The sequence below is a fragment of the Kordiimonas sp. genome, from assembly GCF_048264555.1.
GTDB lineage: Bacteria > Pseudomonadota > Alphaproteobacteria > Sphingomonadales > Kordiimonadaceae > Kordiimonas.
This window is the reverse complement of sequence record NZ_JBLXCX010000005.1, coordinates 78,834-94,514: the sequence shown is the minus strand read 5'-3', so window position 1 is coordinate 94,514 and position 15,681 is coordinate 78,834. Positions and strand designations below refer to the sequence as shown.

The window sequence follows — 15,681 nt, the reverse complement described above, 5'->3', positions numbered from 1 at the left end:
TTTAACTTGAGGTGAGCAGCTTACAGCATCGCAACCGATCAAGGCATCAAAAGGGCACACCTATGCCCAGCGTATGATGATGACGCTTAAAGCTTCGGCAGGGTCACACCTGTTTGGCCCTGGTATTTGCCTTTGCGGTCCGAGTAGGCTGTTTCGCACGGCTCATTGCCTTGCAGGAACAGGAACTGGCACGCGCCTTCATTGGCGTAGATCTTTGCTGGCAGTGGCGTGGTGTTTGAGAATTCAAGCGTTACGTGGCCTTCCCAGCCGGGTTCGAGCGGGGTCACGTTCACGATAATACCGCAGCGAGCATAGGTGGATTTGCCGAGGCAGATCACCAGCACGTCTTTCGGTACGCGGAAGTATTCCACCGTGCGTGCGAGCGCAAAGCTGTTAGGCGGGATGACACACACATCCGTATCCCGGTCCACAAAGCTTTTTGGCGAAAAATCCTTCGGGTCCACAATGGCCGAATCGACGTTCGTGAAGATCTTGAACTCAGGCGCCACACGGGCGTCGTAGCCATAGGACGAAAGCCCGTAGGAGATATTATCCTTGCGCACCTGACCATCCACAAACGGTTCGATCATGCCGTGCGTTTTCGACATCTCGCGAATCCATTTATCAGACATGATGGACATGGTGCTTTGCTCCCCTGATCTTGTATCTCACGCCGCGACAATAGCCGCATTTTTCGCATTAGTAAGGCAATCAATGGGGGCGAACAAGCACCAATCTACAAGATATTGGGGTGTTGGTGAGGTGTTTAACCTGCCTGGCTTATGCCTGGCTGAGGTTTAGGTGTCATTGCCGTCTGCTGTCGGGGTGGTTTTGCGCTCCCGTGCCTGATCTTTTCGCCGGCGCAGGTTTGCGCGCAGGGCTTCTGCAAGTCGCGCCTGTTTTTCGGCAGCGCTCAGCTTGCCGTTATCCTGCTTGATGGTATCAGTCTTTTTATCTTGGTCGCTCATAACGGCATAAATGCCGCAAAGCGCATGAGTTTTTCAAGCGCCAATTGCACGGGGGCTTGAGGAAGGTGCCTGTGCGCCGTAAATTTATTGCTGTTTTGGCTTGCATCAAATGCCGCGCTGTGGCAATAGCCCCGGCGTGCGGCGCACATGCGCCAGCACCTATGCGACCCGCATATGGTTACGCTGCTGTAGCTCAGGGGTAGAGCACTCCCTTGGTAAGGGAGAGGCCGGGAGTTCAAATCTCCCCAGCAGCACCATCACCTCCCCACCTTTCGATTTTTCCCGCTGAGCGCTCAGGCAAACAAGCCGTCGAGCTTCTTCATGTTTTTGATCTCGACCGCTAGTGTTTGCTGGTGTGCGACCGAGTTATCAAACACACCGTTGCCGAGGCTCAGGCGCCGCACTCCTAATTCTTGAAGGCGCGCGATGTCTGTCACTCCCGGCAGGGCGAGCAGATTTACAGGCAGGGGTGACGCGTTTGTAAGTTCCGCGATCAGGCTTTCGTCCTTCAGGAAAGGCACAAACAGGCAGTCTGCGCCTGCAGCAGCATATGCCTCAGCCCGCTTCAGGGTTTCGGTGAGCGCGGCGCGCGGGTCATCTTTCATGACAAGAAAGCCATCGGTGCGGGCGTTAAGAAAAACCGGGTCCCCACTTGCATTCCTGAGCGCTTTGATAGCGCTTATACGCTCGGCCTGCGCTTCGATATCCATGAGGCCTTTCGTGTTACCTTTCAGTGAGTCTTCGAAGTTGATGCCGACAGCACCGGCGGCCATCACGCGAGATATATTGGCACAGAGGGCTTCTATATCAGATGCATATCCGGCCTCCACATCCACGCTGATCATGGCGTCTGTACTCAGGGCGATGCGTTCCGCCACCATCAATAGGGTTTCAAACGGTATCTGCTCACCATCTGGATAGCCGAACATGGCGGCAATTGCCCAGCTTGATGTGCCGATAGGGCTGAAGCCTGCTGCAGCGAATGCCTTGGCTGATGGCACGTCCCACGCGTTGGGAAGCAGGAAAAGCTGGTCGCTTTGGTGTAAGGCTTTCATCTGGGCATAGGGTGTAGGTTTGTTCATTTTGTCCTCGTTTTTCTGTCGGTTTTACTGTGTCAGGATGTTTACTGAAGGGGAAATTGGGCAACACCAGCTTCATGGTCAAGAAGCCAGCGTTTTGCCGTGAGGCCACCGCCGAAACCGGTGAGGGAGCCATTCTTCCCAATCACCCGGTGGCACGGGATGATGATGGAAAGCGGGTTCATGCCGTTCGCGGTGCCAACGGCGCGCACTTTCTCCCGCCCGCCAAGCTTGATGGCCTGTTCTTCATAGCTGGCTGTGCTGCGATATGGGATGGTGAGAAGCGCTTGCCAGGTCGCCTTCTGAAAAGGTGTGCCATGCATTTCAAGCGGCAGATCGAAGCGCTGGCGCCGGCCCATAAAATACTCAGTGAGCTGCCGCTCGGTCTCATCAATAACAGGATGGCTGTTCACCGTAGGTAAGGCCTCAACGGCCGCTTTTGTATCCGGCTTCTCCAGGTCACATTCCCACAGGAGCGTGCAGAGCGCATGGTCGTTTGCGATCAGATATAATGGCCCAACGGGACTATCGATGACCCGGCAACAGCAGTTATCCGGCAGTTTTTTAAAGATGCGTGTTTTCAAGGTTTCTCTCCCGCCGTAAGGCTGCGCCAAAGATGCATGGTGGCGTAGCCTCGCCATGGCCGAACACTTTCGAGGGCGGTGTGGAGGTCTTTGCTCGCCGTTTTGCCGCTTAGCCCGCAGGCTTTATGAAGGCCAAGGTCACCATAGGGATAGGCGTCGGGTTCCGCCATGCCGCGCATGGCGATATACCCCGCTGTCCATGGGCCAATGCCTTTTATTGCAGTTAGTTTTTTGAGCTTGTCATCAAGCGTGGCTGCGCGCGCGAAGGTAAGGTCACCCCGCCGATAGCTCTCTGAGAAGGCGCGCAGCGTTGCAGCGCGACTTGTGATAAACCCAAGCTTCTCAAGTGGTGCCGCGATCACCTCATCTGGTGTAGGGAAGGGTAACCAGCATTCACCGTCAATCACAGTCGCCATCTCACCAGATATATGTTCAACAAGTCGGTTCGTGAGGGTCGTGGCCCCGGCGACCGTGATCTGTTGGCCGATGATGGCGCGAATGGCGAGCTCATAAAAATCCCACGCGCCGAGCAGGCGTGCGCCAGGGCTGGTGGCGACGATGTCCTTAAGACGTGCATCGACACTCAGTCGGCTCTCAATCCTGTCAGTATCGGCGTCAAGGTCGAACAGTGCCCTGCACTTGGCAATAATATGCTGCAGGTGCGGCCACAGCAGCATGGGTACATGAAGTGTGAGCCAGTTGCCGCGTCCTTCATGGCAAACCTCAATAACACCGGAGGCGTCCCTGAAAGTCACCAGGCGGCGATAACGGCCTCTGTCAAACCGTTCTACGCCTGCGACCATGCGCCCAGCAAGATAGTTTTCTGCCTGAGCCCAATCATAGGGTGGGCGGTATGCCAGACGGACGTGGAGTCTGTTTTTGTCGCTCGCGCTATGTTTGGGGCCAAATTTATAGCGCCGCCGCAGCGCTGAGGGTGGCTCATGGTAAGTTTTTTTCATCTCAGCATTGAACTGCGCGATGGTCGGAAAACCGGCGACAAAGGCGATCTGCGCCATCGACAGCGATGTTTCGGTGATGAGCTTTTTTGCCATCTGCACGCGGCGTGTTTTCACCAATTGCATGGGGGAGATGCCCAGGTGTTCTTCAAATAATCGCCTAAGATGCCGGGACGAAATACCGAGATCCCCGGCAAGCTGTTCCATGTTGCCGTTTTCAAGCGGATCGTGCTGGATCATATCCACGGCTTTAACCACGATCTCGCTCGCGACCTCTCGCGGCACATACCCTGGCGCCTGCTCCGGGAAGCACCGCAAACAGGGACGATAGCCCGCCGTTTCCGCACGCGCAGCGGTCGCAAAGAAGGTGCAGTTTTTATAATGCGCGGTTGGCGCCGGGCAGATCGGGCGGCAATAGACGCCGGTGGTCCGCACCGCGATATAAAATTTGCCGTCAAAGCGGGCATCGCGGCTCTTGAGCGCGTCATAACATATGTGGGCATCTAAAATCATGGGCGCATAATGTGGGGCGGATGCTGCACGGTCTACCTATATTCGGACATGACTATTGATTTGTTTTTTTAAACTACAAGCTTGCTGTGTTTTGGCCTGAATGGCGGAAACCTGCGTTATACAAGTGTTAAACTTATTTGAGTAGGGTAACGACCGGTGGCGGTATATTGATACGGCGGAGAAGCATATATGAAACTGAAGCATATGCTTGTAACAGCATTTTTGGTGCTGTCCGTTCTGCCGCTCCTGCTCGGGTTCAAGTTCATCACCGACTATAGCGGTGAACAAGTCGAGACACAGGTTCAGGAAAAGCTATCCGCCTTATCTCTCATCGCTCAGAAAAGGGTGTTGGCCGTTGTCGACCGTGCACGGGACAACACAGCACTGCTGGCCAGCCGGACGCAGATGCGCATCAGTCTGGACCGCTGGAATACGACTAAAGCGCCTGAGGAGCAGGCACGGCTGCACCGCATCCTTGTTGACGCGAACAGCAATGTTAAGCGCCTGCTTGCCGCAAGCATATATGACCCCGATGGTAATCTGGTGGTCACGACCGACGAGGGGACGCATGCCGGTGTTTTAACCGCTTCTCCCACCCCGGGGGCTACGGATATCGTGTTGGTACGAAAACAGGATATCACCCTGCAAAGCACAGCGCCGCTGATGCTTGAAGAGCGGCTGGTTGGGTATATTCGCATCGATTTTGCCGCGGATTTTGTCCTCGATATGGTGAATGACCGCAGTGGCCTCGGGGAAACCGGGGAATGGCTTTTTGCCGTACGGGCGGCCAATGGCGATGCGCTGTTTGCTGTTCCACTGAAATATGATCCGGATGCGGCATTCAAGCGCCGTGTTGGTAAAAACCGTTTTGACGTGCCTATCATTCAGGCTCTGGATGGCAACGAGACCATCATGCGCCACGCACCTGATTACACTGAAACGCCTGTCATGGCTGCCACCCGCTTTATTCCTGGTCAGGATTGGGGGCTCGTCGTCAAGATTAACGAGTCTGAGGTGAGCCAGATCGTCACCGATACCAATGAATTTCTGATTTCGCTAGGGGCGGGGCTTATCGCTCTGGCTGTGCTTGCTGGTGGTTTTATGGCGTATTTTCTATCCCGTCCAATGGAAGAGCTTGGCGGAATGAGCAAGCGCATAGCGGCGGGCGATTTTGATGTCAGACCTGCGCGGAAGGGCTGGAAGGAGGTTGAAGAGCTTTCGACGGACTTTATGCGCATGGCCGGGGCTCTGAAAGATCTCAATGAGAACCTGAACAAAAAAGTGCAGGAGCGGACAGCGGCGCTTAATGAAGCCAACCTCGCCATGGCGGACAAGAATGAAGAGCTTGATGCCGCGCTTATCGAAGCGCAGGCGGCAAATGCGGCCAAGTCCGATTTCCTCGCGAATATGAGCCATGAAATTCGCACGCCTATGAACGGTATAATCGGGACAACCGGCTTGCTGCTGGATACGGCTCTCACCCCCAAACAACATGCTTTTGCCGATACGACGATGAAATCGGCGGAAGCACTGTTGGCGCTTATCAATGATATTCTGGATTTCTCAAAAATTGAGGCTGGGAAGCTGGACCTTGAAGAGGTTCCGTTTGATCTCCTGCAGCTTATTGAGGATGTGGCAGAACTTATCACCCCCAAATGCGCAGAAAACGGTGTTGAACTTCTTGTTCGTTTCACCGAAGGCACAACCCACCACGTCAGGGGCGACCCGGGACGGTTGCGGCAGATTCTCCTCAACCTTATGGGCAACGCGGCCAAATTTACGTCTGAAGGACATGTGTTGCTTAGAGTTTGGTCTGGCGGTGACGCAGATGATCACACAACATTGCATTTTGAGGTCGAAGATACTGGCATTGGTATCCCGCAAGATAAACTTGCCACCATCTTCAACAAGTTCGATCAGGCCGATACTTCGACAACGCGGCGGTATGGCGGGACCGGCCTCGGGCTCAGCATCTGTAGTGATCTGATCACCCTGATGGGTGGGGACATTGAGCTTGAGAGTGAAGAGGGGAAAGGGTCTGTCTTCCGGTTTCACGTAAACTTGGCCCTCGCGGAAGCACCATCAGATGAGGTGAGGCAGGACCCTGTCGCGCTGGAAGGGTTGCGCCTTCTTGTTGTGGATGACAGCGAGGTCGCGCGCGATATCGTTGCGGAGCAGTTGAGTGGCCTTGGTCTTGACATCACGGCGGTGGAATCAGCCCCGCTCGCGCTCGCGTTCTTGAAAACGGCGGCAGATGAGGGGCGCCCCTATGACCTGCTTCTGACAGACTTCTGTCTACCTGACATGAACGGCGATATGCTCGCGCACGAGATCCGCAAGGATGACCGGCTTGATAACTTGCAAATGGTGTTGATGACCTCTTTGCCGCGGAAAGGTGATGGGGGGCGGATGCGTAAAGCGGGTTTCCGTGGGTACCTGACCAAACCCGTTTTCCCCGGTGAGCTGGCCATGATGTTGTCTGCCGCTTGGAAAACGCGGGACCGTAACCGTGAGGTTCCGCTATACACACGGCATAGCTTCCATGAGGTTAAAAAGGTTGACCGTGCGAAAATCAGCTTCAAAGGCGCCCAAATTCTGCTGGCAGAGGACAACCCGGTTAACCGAATGGTGGCGACAAATATTCTCAAGCGGTATGACTGCCTGATAACGCCAGCGGGGAATGGCCTTGAGGCCGTGACGCAAGCAAAAACCCGCAAGTTTGACTTGATCCTGATGGATTGTTTGATGCCTGAGATGGACGGCTTTGAGGCCACAAAGGAAATCCGTCGTCTCGAAGAGGCGGGGCAGGTCGATATCACCCCTATCATCGCCTTCACGGCAAACGCCATGGCTGGTGACAAGGAACAATGCTTAAGCGCCGGCATGGACGACTATCTCAGCAAACCGGTACAACCGCTTGAGGTGGAAAAAGCGCTGCTGCGCTGGTTGGAGCCCACCACGCCTTCATCATCTCCCCAAGAGGAATCGGTTACCGCTCCGGCATAATATGCCCGCTGCTTTCGTGCTGCACTCCTCTAAGCTATTGAAATATATCGGCCTTGACGTATAGTGAATGGGCTCACCATAGGGTGAAGGCCGGGGATTGAACATGCACGTCGTGGTACGGCACATAAGCAAAGCTTGCTGGGCGCACGTTGGTGACACCCAAAAGCACGTGAGAGGGATGCTGTATGCTGGCGGCTATTGAAGCTGGCGGCAGCAAATTTGTCTGTGCGGTAGGTGGCGGCTTTGACGACATCTGGGCACAGGAAACCATCCCCACTAGATCGCCTGATGAAACGCTGACCGCGTGCGCCAAATTTTTCAAGGATGCGCAGGTACGGTTCGGTGTTATCACTTCCCTTGGCATTGCCAGTTTTGGGCCCATTGATCTCGCCCGCAGCGCCACCTATGGCACATTGCTATCCACCCCGAAGTCTGGTTGGGCAGGCACGAATTTTGCGCACTTTTTTGGTCATCAGGTCGGGGTGCGCGTTGCCATTGATACGGACGTGAATGCGGCCGTGCTGGCCGAGGTGCATGCGGGTGCAGCGCGCGGGTGCGGCAATGCCGTTTATGTGACCGTGGGGACAGGGATTGGCGCCGGTGTGATGATTGATGGTGCGCTGGTGCACGGCGTGTTGCACCCGGAGGTGGGGCATATGCCGGTACCGCGGGCGCAAGGGGACGAAAAGTTCGAAAGCCAATGCCCCTATCATAGTGATTGTGTGGAAGGTTTGGCGTCAGGCCCCGCGATTGCGGCGCGGGCGGCTATGCCCGCGTCCATTCTGCCGGGCGATCATATGGCATGGGATACCGAGGCTTATTATCTGGCCCAGCTTTGCCGCAGTATCACCTTTGCCTACGCGCCGGAGCGCATTGTCCTTGGCGGTGGCGTGATGAACCAGAAAAGCCTGCTCGCGCGTGTGCAGCGCCAGACAGAGAAACTGATTGCCGGATATGTGCCAACGGCGGCCCGCACCGGTGGCATGGAGCGCTATATTGTAGCGCCCGGCCTTGGTAAAATATCGGGGCTCGTGGGGGCCTTTATGTTGGCGCGCGGCGCCGCGCAGCGCTGATCAGGCATCATTTCGGGTATTTCTCATCCATGTAAGCGAGCGCTTGTTTGATAATCTCCTCCAGCACGTCTGTATCTACTGAGGAGAGCCGCCCGATATAGAGGCAGGATTTCCCGAGCTTGTGTTTGCCAAGGCGGTCCAGTAGCCCTGAGGCCCGTTCGAAACCTGGGATGATATAAAGCACCATCTGTGATTTTCTGGGCGAGAACCCGACGCGGCACATGTCGCCTTCACGGCCACTGTCATACTTATAATGGTAACTGCCAAACCCGATGATGGACGGCCCCCACATCTGGGCTTTATATCCGCTCAACCGCTCCATCATCTCCAGGATCAGGTACGCGTCTTCACGCCTGCCAGCATGGTCAACGCTACTGAGGAAAGTATCAACCTTCACGTCGGTTGGTTTGGTTTTCATCTCTGTCACGGCTTAACCTCCCGCTCGCCAGCCTATATTGCAGGAATATTAGCACACACTGTTGCAAAATGGCGGGCAATGCCGTTTGCTGACGCGCGTGAGTGTATGAACCGAGGCATGAATGGGTGAACGTGTTGTCATTATTAGAAATCCGGTTGCGGGAAATGGCCGCAGCCCGCTGATCGGTGCCGTGGCTGAACGCCTTCGCCGTGGTGGGCAGGATGTGACGATCGCTGACACCAACGCACCCGGGCATGCCACCGAGATTGCGGAGAAGCTGGCACGCACGGGCGAGGCCGAGGTGATTATCGCCGCGGGCGGGGACGGCACAATCCGCGATGTGGCGGAAGGCGCCTTTGGTCATGACGTTGCCCTGGGCATTATCCCTGCGGGCACGGCCAATGTGTTGGCGCGCGAGCTTGGCTATATGCCGCATGGCCGCATCGGGGCGCGGCATATATCGGATGTGTTGCTATCGCGCTCGCTCAAGGATCTATACCCCTTTGATGTCTATTTTGATGGCCGTAGCCGCATGGGCATATGCTGGCTTGGGGCCGGGTTTGACGCCCGCGTGCTGGAGCATGTAGCGCCTTCTCTCAAGGCGCGCATCGGGCGCGCATCCTTTGTTCCCGCAACACTGAAGGCGCTTTGGCTTGAAAAATACGCGCCGCCCATTGAGTGGGTGACCTCAGACGGGGGTAAAGGCAGCTGTTACTGGTTTATTGCCGCCAATATCCGCCGATACGCAGGGCCGTTTCTCCTGACCCGGCAAACAGAGGTGTCAGAGCCCGGCATGGCGTGTTTGATGCTGGAGCGCAAAGGCGCCTGGGCCCGGATGGTGGAACAGGTGAGCCTTGCCCTTGGACGGCTCGACAAGAAGGTATCGGCCCGGGCACTGGGGAACGGCAATATTGAAGTGGCAGATGAGGGCATACCGCTGCAGCTGGACGGTGACTTTCTCGGCTACGGCAGTGCGGTGATTACGCCGCGGCTCGTGCCCATTGCCTTTAGGGCGCATATCTAGAAACCAGCGCACAATATGAAGGGCGGCACCGTGGTCCCGCCCTCCTGAGCTTAGAGCAAGGTAACGCTCAACCAGCCATCGGGTGTGCCCTTGAGGTTCACCGAAGCGCCCTCGGCATTGATCATTGACCTGATGCGTAGCCGCGTGAGGCTCAGTGCCTCGCTAGTGCCAATCTCAACCGGTGCATCAAACTGGATCTTGATCCGCCAGACGGGGCCGCCGTCGGTTTTCTCAAGCCCCAAAATGGTGCCTCTATAAGGTGCGCCGCGATATATACCTGCAACACGGTCACCCACATGAAACTGAAGCCGGGATGCCGATTGATGGTCTCGCTGCGCGGCTCGGGCCGGAACATCGTTTTCGGCCATGCCCGCAGGCGGGTTGGCAGCATATGTGTTCCAGTCCCGAAAGCCGTCTTCTTTGGCAATGGCTTCGAGGCTTTGGGCGTGTGTAAGGGGTAAATCCAGCTCAGCTAGATAGGATCGGAGCCGTTTTGCACGGCCCTTTGCATATTTGAGTATATCACTCATGGTTCGCCTTTCCGCGAACGGCAGTTTTTCAAGCGGGGCCTGCGTTGCCGCCCGGTGCCGTTCATAACGGTTCGGACGAACAATGCCTGTGCGCCTATGCACTGGCATCCTATTCAAGGGCCTTCACCAAACACTTTTGTGCGCAGGCGGCAGGCGGCCCTAAAGCCTTGGGGGCTTTTGTCATGCGGGGGCGCGTTGGTCAAGTTTTCTGTGATCCCGCGCAACAGTTGCTTGGCGCGGCTGATGGGCGGTGCTACGGTCGGCGAAATTTTCGGGGAGGGAGTTTTGGCATCAATGAATTGGGCGTCTTTGCGTAATCTGGGGCCGGGGTTACTGTTTGCTGGCATGGCGATCGGTACATCGCATCTGGTGCAGTCAACACGTGCGGGCGCGGTGTTTGGCCTTGGTCTTGCGGCGGTTATCCTCGCTGCCAACCTTGCCAAATATCCGGCGTTTCGTTTTGGTGCGCAATATGCGGCCGCGACGGGGGAAACGCTCATCAGCGGGTACCGCCGTATCGGCCTCGCGCCTGTGCTGTTCCTCCTGGCCGTGTTTATCTTTGCGCATGGATTTGCGGTTTCGGCCATCTCGCTTGTGACAGCGGGTATGCTCAAGACTGTGCTCGGGCTTGAGCTTGCCCTCATGCCAACAATCGCGCTGGTGATGCTGGTTGTGGCGCTGTTCCTGGGCCTTGGGCGCTATCACTTGCTGGAGCAGGTTAACCGCATCTTTATGGCGGTGCTGACGATCAGCACCCTTGTGGCAACTATCCTTGTGCTGCCGTCGATTGAGTGGAGCATATACCCCGCAAGCGCACCACCACTTGACCTCGCGGCCTTCCTGTTCATAGTGGCGCTGGCGGGGTGGATGCCCAGCCCGATTGAGGCTTCCATCTTCTCGTCCCTTTGGACGCTCGCGAGAAAAGATGACGTGGAAGCAGATCAAAACGGTAGCGAAACGACCATGAGTGCGACTGTATCAGACTTCAATATCGGCTATGTCTGGACCACGCTTCTGGCGCTTTGCTTCATGCTGCTGGGCGCGGGTGTAATGCATACCGGCGGTGTCACGCCGGAAGACAGCGCGCCGGGCTTCGCCGCACAGCTTGTGGCGCTATACTCGAATGCGCTTGGGGCATGGGCGGGGCCGATTGTGGGGGTGGCCGCCCTTTCCGTAATGTTTACAACGGCCATTACCGTAACAGACGGGTTGACCCGCGCGCTGGTGGTCACACTGGGTGTGCTGAAAGGTGGGGCGGACAATAGAACAGCCTCGGGCGAAGGCCCGCGCTACCGTATTGCCCTTGTGGGAATACTGGTCGCGGCCTTGCTTCTCCTCATGTTTTTCATGCAAGGCTTCCGCACATTCATCGATTTTGTAACCTCACTGGCGTTCCTTACGGCGCCCGTGTTTGCCTATCTCAACCACAGGGCCATGGGCCTTGATGTTGTGGGGGAGGAGCACAAACCCTCAGCCAAACTGCGGCTCTGGAGCATTTTTTCCATCACAGCGCTATCGGCTTTTGCTGTGGCGTACCTGTGGCTGCTGGTGGGGCGGGGGTGAGGCGGAATCTGGGCGAAACGTGGTCGAAAACCGGGTGAGTTTTAGTCAACAGCGCGCACAAGCTGGCGGTCAAAGTACCGCAGCAGAGTTGCGAGATCACGCCCGCGTTTCAGCACCTGCCCGTCCATACCCATGATCCGCCACATGCCCTGCTGGTTCGCAAGTGCGGGCTCCTTGATGATGCGGTAAAGTGGCATTTCGCTCGTACGGCGAAAAACGGAGAAGATAGCCTGTTCCTTCATATGGTCGATGGCATAATCGCGCCATTCGCCCGCAGCGACCATCCGGCCATAGATGTTCAGGATTTTCATGAGTTCCGGGCGGAAGAAATAAACAGTGCTTGGCGGGCGCCCGCCCCGTGAGCGTGACACCATTCCGTTGACCATTGGCATATATGATGCGTCGTCCATGCACTCCTCAATAAAGTCATTGTGCTGAATTTTGTCCCATAAGGCAAGAAGCGCGCTTTTTCGTGAGCGAACATCGTCTCGTCCCTGAGGTCTGAATAAGGGGGGCTTGATAAAGATTGACGAGTGATTACATGAATGAGACTATAACGAGCCGATATAATAAAAACCGGCATATATAAAAAGACAACAGCGAGGACTTTCCGATGAAAAAGCTTACTACACTCCGTCGAAGTGTAACTGCGCTTGCTATGGCTGGCGCTGTGTGTACTTCCCTTGTGGCAATGACAGCCCCGGTCGCGGCGCATAACGATGAGCAGACCAGCGAAGTGCGGGAATTGCCAACATTCACCAAAATCCGGGTTAAAGGCGGGCTTGAGCTTGACCTTGTCGCGGGCAAGGACCAGCGGGTCGAGGTTTCAACCAACAAAGGGCACCTGGCCGAGGTTGAGACCTATGTGCGTGACGATACGCTCGTGATCGATATGGATCATGATGACGACGACGGCATCCACATCAACAATGAAGACGTGCATGTAACCATCTCAATGGCGATGCTTGAGGAACTTGAAGTTCTGGGCGCTGTAGACGGTGACCTGCGCGGTATCGACAGCAAAAACCTGCGTATCGATATCAAGGGCGCGGGCGATGTGGAGATTGAAGGCACCTGCGGCGCACTTGAACTTGAGATCAAGGGCGCAGGCGATGTGGACGCGGAAGAGCTGAAATGCGCGGACGTTGAAGTGCGGGTCAAAGGGGTTGGCGAAGCACGGGTTTATGCGAGCGAGAGCGTAGATGCAGACGTGAGCGGCATCGGGTCTATCACCGTTTATGGTGAGCCCGGCAAAGTGCGCCAGAGCGACGGTTTCCTGGGTAGCATCCGCATAAAATAATCACGAGACGGAGGACAAAGTGATGAAAAAACTACAAACGACAGCGATTGTAGCGGCACTTTTGTGCGGCACGAGTTTTGCGGCGCAAGCCCGCAGCACAGCAGAGCAGGTGCGCGACGTACCATCCTTTAAAGAGGTGAGCCTGCACGGCTCCATGGATGTTGAGATCGCGGTTGGCAGCTCGCAGTCTGTGAAGGTGATCGCAGACGACGATATCATCGATAACATTGAAACCGAAGTGCGTGGCGATGAGCTGCGTATCGGGCTTGAGCGCGGTCATTATAGCAATATCAAGGTGATGCGGGTTGTGATCACCATGCCGGAGATGACCGGCGCGAATATCCACGGCTCCGGCGATATGATCGTCAAGGACGTGAAAGCTGACCGTTTTGACCTCGAGCTTCAGGGCTCGGGCGATGCCACGTTCAGCGATGCCACGTTCGGCGATATTGAAATCGAACTTCATGGGTCAGGTGACATTGAGCTCGACGGTACCTGTACCTCGATTGATATTGAGCTTCAGGGCTCGGGCGATGTAGATGCGGGCAAACTGAAGTGTAAGGACGCAAAAGTATCCCTGCGCGGCTCCGGCGATGTTGAAGTGTACGCGAATGAAAACGCCGATGTGGGTGTGCACGGCTCCGGCGACATTGTTGTGCGCGGCGAGCCAGACAAGCTGAACTCTCGCGTGCGCGGGTCGGGTGACATCATCATCCGCTAAAACGAGACAGCTACGTTCAAAAGCAAAACCCCGGCCGCCGTGCCGGGGTTTTCTTTTATCCGGCGCTTGCTTCCATAAAATGTTTGACGCACCGGCTTTATCCGCTATCAAGGCAGGTGACTTCATACAGGAGCTTTGATGTCCCGGTAATTCTGGTGCCCAAGGTGGGCGCCATCTGCATATGAAACGGTAAAACCCTGCAATCTGATCGATTGTGTGGGCCGTTCCTGTTGCGCAATTCCAGACAATATTACCGAACATGCGCCGCCCATGGCTGGTGGCGCTTCAGGACAAAGCAATGATAATCAGACACTATGAAACAAACGACGTCGACAGCGTGATCGACGTTTGGCTGAACGCCAGCAAAGTCGCTCATCCCTTTCTGAAGAAAGACTTCATTGAGAGCGAAACAGTCAATATGCGCGAGCTTTATCTTCCCAACGCAGAAACATGGGTTGTTGAGAATGAGGGCGCGATTGTTGGCTTTCTGGCTCTAATTGGCAATGAAGTTGGCGGGCTTTTTGTGGACCCGAAATATCACGGGCTCAGGTTTGGCAAAACACTGATGGACAAAGCCGTGGCCCTTAGGGGTGCGCTTGAGCTTGATGTTTTTCAGCAAAATCATATCGGGCGACGGTTCTACGCGCGATACGGTTTTTGGGAAGACCATGAGTATGAGCACGAAGCCACAGGTGAGTGCGTTATACGCCTTAAATATGCACCAGAGGAAGGCGCGGCTCAGTCCGGTTAAGGGCGACCTTACGAGTGTATAAAAACCAAATGGGAGGGGTGCTTCGGCACCCCTCTTTTTTCAGTTTCTCGATAAAAAACGACTTGCCCCAAGATGGCCACAATTGGGCCGCGCCACAGCCGCAATGAAGCGCGACATTCTAGGTGTTGGCCTCGTCTGGCCCGGCTGTTTGCGGAGCTCTGAACCCCTAGCCCCCTCATCTTCGCATTTATAGACAGTCGGGCCAGTTTTATTTCAGCCCTCACGTTGCCCCACGCCAACCCCATTTCACCTCAATTTGACACCGCCCCGGCATTTCGTCCTCGACAAATGGCGCGCAAGCAAAGACCCTGTGCGCAAGCTTTGATAGAGGAGAAACCCCATGCGGCAGCTTTTTGAATTATGCGGTGAGGACAGGAATATCCGTTTCAGCCCTTATTGCTGGCGGGTGCGTCTTGCTCTCCTTCACAAGGGGCTCGAGTTTGAAGGGGTGCCGATCCGCTTTCTTGAAAAGCAGCCGCTTGAAAATGCGGACAGCAAAACCGTACCGGTGTTGAACGACAAGGGTACGTGGGTGAAGGACAGCTTTGCCATCGCAACCTATCTCGATGATACCTATCCAGATGCCCCTTTGTTTGGCGGTGCCATCTGCAATGCGCAGGCTGTAGTGCTGAACGATTGGCTGAACCGGACGATGCTGATGGGTATATTCCCCATGATCGTGGCGGATATCCACGGAAAGCTGGACGCCAAGAACGCCGCCTATTTTCGTGAAACGCGGGAGAAATTCCTGGGCCGCAGCCTTGAGGAAGCCCAGGCCGAGCGGGCGGATATGCTGCCAGCGTTTCGCAAGGCGCTTGCCCCACTGCGGGCCGGTTTGCGGACAACAGATTTTTTAAGCGGCGCACAGCCCGCGTGGCTGGATTATGCAGTGATGGGTACCTTCATGTGGGCCAAAGTGGTAAGTGATATTGAGCTTTTGAGCGATGATGATGAACTGGCCGCGTGGCAAGAGCGGATGCTTGATCTCTTTGATGGCCACTGCCGGAAAACGCTTGAGGCTGAATAGGAAGGCTTGCGAGAGGTTTGCTCGTATAGAGATTGACCACCAAAAGGCTTGCCACCCAATGGTTAGCTGATTATCAAACGAGACAGTCCAGCGTTCAGTAAAAACGCGGGGCGCTCGAATATGAAATAAGAAGTCGCTGAGCGACGG

16 protein-coding genes and 1 tRNA gene are annotated in these 15,681 nt (G+C 55.7%); 9 read left to right on the top strand and 8 right to left on the bottom strand.

Annotated features, from left to right (window positions below):
• Positions 1-86: 86 nt before the first annotated feature.
• The gene (gene dcd, locus ACN0XZ_RS14270; protein WP_417458459.1) at positions 87-641 is read right to left on the bottom strand and encodes a dCTP deaminase; all 555 of its coding nucleotides are present in this window, start codon (positions 639-641) and stop codon (positions 87-89) included.
• 156 nt (positions 642-797) lie between these two features.
• Positions 798-968, bottom strand: coding sequence for a hypothetical protein (locus tag ACN0XZ_RS14265; RefSeq protein WP_417458458.1), 171 nt, complete (start codon positions 966-968; stop codon positions 798-800).
• 182 nt (positions 969-1,150) lie between these two features.
• Between ACN0XZ_RS14265 and ACN0XZ_RS14260 the strand changes: the two genes are divergently transcribed.
• A tRNA-Thr gene (locus ACN0XZ_RS14260) sits at positions 1,151-1,225 on the top strand.
• Positions 1,226-1,261: 36 nt separating this feature from the next.
• On the opposite strand, the gene ACN0XZ_RS14255 is transcribed toward ACN0XZ_RS14260, so the two are convergent.
• Genes ACN0XZ_RS14255 through ACN0XZ_RS14245 form a run of 3 tightly spaced genes read right to left on the bottom strand, consistent with a single transcriptional unit; the run spans position 1,262 to position 4,100 of the window.
• The gene (locus tag ACN0XZ_RS14255) at positions 1,262-2,050 is read right to left on the bottom strand and encodes an isocitrate lyase/PEP mutase family protein (protein ID WP_417458457.1); all 789 of its coding nucleotides are present in this window, start codon (positions 2,048-2,050) and stop codon (positions 1,262-1,264) included.
• 41 nt (positions 2,051-2,091) lie between these two features.
• Positions 2,092-2,631 carry a methylated-DNA--[protein]-cysteine S-methyltransferase gene (locus ACN0XZ_RS14250; protein ID WP_417458456.1) on the bottom strand — a complete coding sequence of 180 codons (540 nt, stop codon included), beginning with the start codon at positions 2,629-2,631 and terminating at the stop codon, positions 2,092-2,094.
• Positions 2,628-4,100 carry an AlkA N-terminal domain-containing protein gene (locus ACN0XZ_RS14245; protein ID WP_417458455.1) on the bottom strand — a complete coding sequence of 491 codons (1,473 nt, stop codon included), beginning with the start codon at positions 4,098-4,100 and terminating at the stop codon, positions 2,628-2,630. Before ACN0XZ_RS14245 ends, ACN0XZ_RS14250 begins: the two co-directional genes overlap by 4 nt.
• Positions 4,101-4,289: 189 nt before the next feature.
• Between ACN0XZ_RS14245 and ACN0XZ_RS14240 the strand changes: the two genes are divergently transcribed.
• Complete coding sequence (locus tag ACN0XZ_RS14240) at positions 4,290-7,106, top strand: response regulator (RefSeq protein WP_417458454.1); 2,817 nt, start codon at positions 4,290-4,292, stop codon at positions 7,104-7,106.
• 185 nt (positions 7,107-7,291) lie between these two features.
• Positions 7,292-8,179, top strand: coding sequence for an ROK family protein (locus ACN0XZ_RS14235; RefSeq protein ID WP_417458453.1), 888 nt, complete (start codon positions 7,292-7,294; stop codon positions 8,177-8,179).
• Positions 8,180-8,186: 7 nt separating this feature from the next.
• On the opposite strand, the gene ACN0XZ_RS14230 is transcribed toward ACN0XZ_RS14235, so the two are convergent.
• Positions 8,187-8,597, bottom strand: coding sequence for a DUF1801 domain-containing protein (locus ACN0XZ_RS14230; protein WP_417458605.1), 411 nt, complete (start codon positions 8,595-8,597; stop codon positions 8,187-8,189).
• 121 nt (positions 8,598-8,718) lie between these two features.
• Here ACN0XZ_RS14230 and ACN0XZ_RS14225 point away from each other — a divergent pair, with 121 nt between their 5' ends.
• Positions 8,719-9,621, top strand: coding sequence for a diacylglycerol/lipid kinase family protein (locus tag ACN0XZ_RS14225; RefSeq protein ID WP_417458452.1), 903 nt, complete (start codon positions 8,719-8,721; stop codon positions 9,619-9,621).
• A 50-nt stretch (positions 9,622-9,671) separates the two neighbouring features.
• Here the strand turns inward: ACN0XZ_RS14225 and ACN0XZ_RS14220 are convergent, their stop codons facing one another.
• Positions 9,672-10,259, bottom strand: a complete 588-nt coding sequence (locus ACN0XZ_RS14220) for a glyoxalase superfamily protein (protein ID WP_417458451.1) — start codon at positions 10,257-10,259, stop codon at positions 9,672-9,674.
• Between the two features lie 186 nt (positions 10,260-10,445).
• On the opposite strand from ACN0XZ_RS14220, the gene ACN0XZ_RS14215 reads away from it, so the two are divergent.
• Positions 10,446-11,714 (top strand): NRAMP family divalent metal transporter, encoded by a 1,269-nt coding sequence (locus ACN0XZ_RS14215; protein ID WP_417458604.1) that lies wholly within the window; start codon positions 10,446-10,448, stop codon positions 11,712-11,714.
• A gap of 41 nt (positions 11,715-11,755) precedes the next feature.
• Here the strand turns inward: ACN0XZ_RS14215 and ACN0XZ_RS14210 are convergent, their stop codons facing one another.
• Positions 11,756-12,124 carry a DUF2794 domain-containing protein gene (locus ACN0XZ_RS14210; protein ID WP_417458450.1) on the bottom strand — a complete coding sequence of 123 codons (369 nt, stop codon included), beginning with the start codon at positions 12,122-12,124 and terminating at the stop codon, positions 11,756-11,758.
• A 203-nt stretch (positions 12,125-12,327) separates the two neighbouring features.
• Between ACN0XZ_RS14210 and ACN0XZ_RS14205 the strand changes: the two genes are divergently transcribed.
• The 4 genes from ACN0XZ_RS14205 (at position 12,328) to ACN0XZ_RS14190 (ending at position 15,534) form a co-directional block, all read left to right on the top strand.
• Positions 12,328-13,014 carry a head GIN domain-containing protein gene (locus tag ACN0XZ_RS14205; protein WP_417458449.1) on the top strand — a complete coding sequence of 229 codons (687 nt, stop codon included), beginning with the start codon at positions 12,328-12,330 and terminating at the stop codon, positions 13,012-13,014.
• Positions 13,015-13,036: 22 nt separating this feature from the next.
• Positions 13,037-13,735, top strand: coding sequence for a head GIN domain-containing protein (locus ACN0XZ_RS14200; RefSeq protein ID WP_417458448.1), 699 nt, complete (start codon positions 13,037-13,039; stop codon positions 13,733-13,735).
• Between the two features lie 298 nt (positions 13,736-14,033).
• Positions 14,034-14,486, top strand: a complete 453-nt coding sequence (locus ACN0XZ_RS14195) for a GNAT family N-acetyltransferase (RefSeq protein ID WP_417458447.1) — start codon at positions 14,034-14,036, stop codon at positions 14,484-14,486.
• Positions 14,487-14,847: 361 nt separating this feature from the next.
• A complete protein-coding gene (locus ACN0XZ_RS14190; RefSeq protein WP_417458446.1) occupies positions 14,848-15,534 on the top strand; it encodes a glutathione S-transferase N-terminal domain-containing protein in 687 nt (228 codons plus the stop codon).
• The last annotated feature ends 147 nt before the right edge of the window (positions 15,535-15,681 follow it).

What these genes read in the sequence shown, in the direction of transcription:
- dcd (WP_417458459.1), bottom strand. Translation starts at nt 641, where the DNA reads ATGTCCATCATGTCTGATAAATGGATTCGCGAGATGTCGAAAACGCAC.
- ACN0XZ_RS14265 (WP_417458458.1), bottom strand. Translation starts at nt 968, where the DNA reads ATGAGCGACCAAGATAAAAAGACTGATACCATCAAGCAGGATAACGGC.
- ACN0XZ_RS14255 (WP_417458457.1), bottom strand. Translation starts at nt 2,050, where the DNA reads ATGAACAAACCTACACCCTATGCCCAGATGAAAGCCTTACACCAAAGC.
- ACN0XZ_RS14245 (WP_417458455.1), bottom strand. Translation starts at nt 4,100, where the DNA reads ATGATTTTAGATGCCCACATATGTTATGACGCGCTCAAGAGCCGCGAT.
- ACN0XZ_RS14240 (WP_417458454.1), top strand. Translation starts at nt 4,290, where the DNA reads ATGAAACTGAAGCATATGCTTGTAACAGCATTTTTGGTGCTGTCCGTT.
- ACN0XZ_RS14235 (WP_417458453.1), top strand. Translation starts at nt 7,292, where the DNA reads ATGCTGGCGGCTATTGAAGCTGGCGGCAGCAAATTTGTCTGTGCGGTA.
- ACN0XZ_RS14230 (WP_417458605.1), bottom strand. Translation starts at nt 8,597, where the DNA reads ATGAAAACCAAACCAACCGACGTGAAGGTTGATACTTTCCTCAGTAGC.
- ACN0XZ_RS14225 (WP_417458452.1), top strand. Translation starts at nt 8,719, where the DNA reads ATGGGTGAACGTGTTGTCATTATTAGAAATCCGGTTGCGGGAAATGGC.
- ACN0XZ_RS14220 (WP_417458451.1), bottom strand. Translation starts at nt 10,259, where the DNA reads ATGCCAGTGCATAGGCGCACAGGCATTGTTCGTCCGAACCGTTATGAA.
- ACN0XZ_RS14215 (WP_417458604.1), top strand. Translation starts at nt 10,446, where the DNA reads ATGAATTGGGCGTCTTTGCGTAATCTGGGGCCGGGGTTACTGTTTGCT.
- ACN0XZ_RS14210 (WP_417458450.1), bottom strand. Translation starts at nt 12,124, where the DNA reads ATGGACGACGCATCATATATGCCAATGGTCAACGGAATGGTGTCACGC.
- ACN0XZ_RS14205 (WP_417458449.1), top strand. Translation starts at nt 12,328, where the DNA reads ATGAAAAAGCTTACTACACTCCGTCGAAGTGTAACTGCGCTTGCTATG.
- ACN0XZ_RS14200 (WP_417458448.1), top strand. Translation starts at nt 13,037, where the DNA reads ATGAAAAAACTACAAACGACAGCGATTGTAGCGGCACTTTTGTGCGGC.
- ACN0XZ_RS14195 (WP_417458447.1), top strand. Translation starts at nt 14,034, where the DNA reads ATGATAATCAGACACTATGAAACAAACGACGTCGACAGCGTGATCGAC.
- ACN0XZ_RS14190 (WP_417458446.1), top strand. Translation starts at nt 14,848, where the DNA reads ATGCGGCAGCTTTTTGAATTATGCGGTGAGGACAGGAATATCCGTTTC.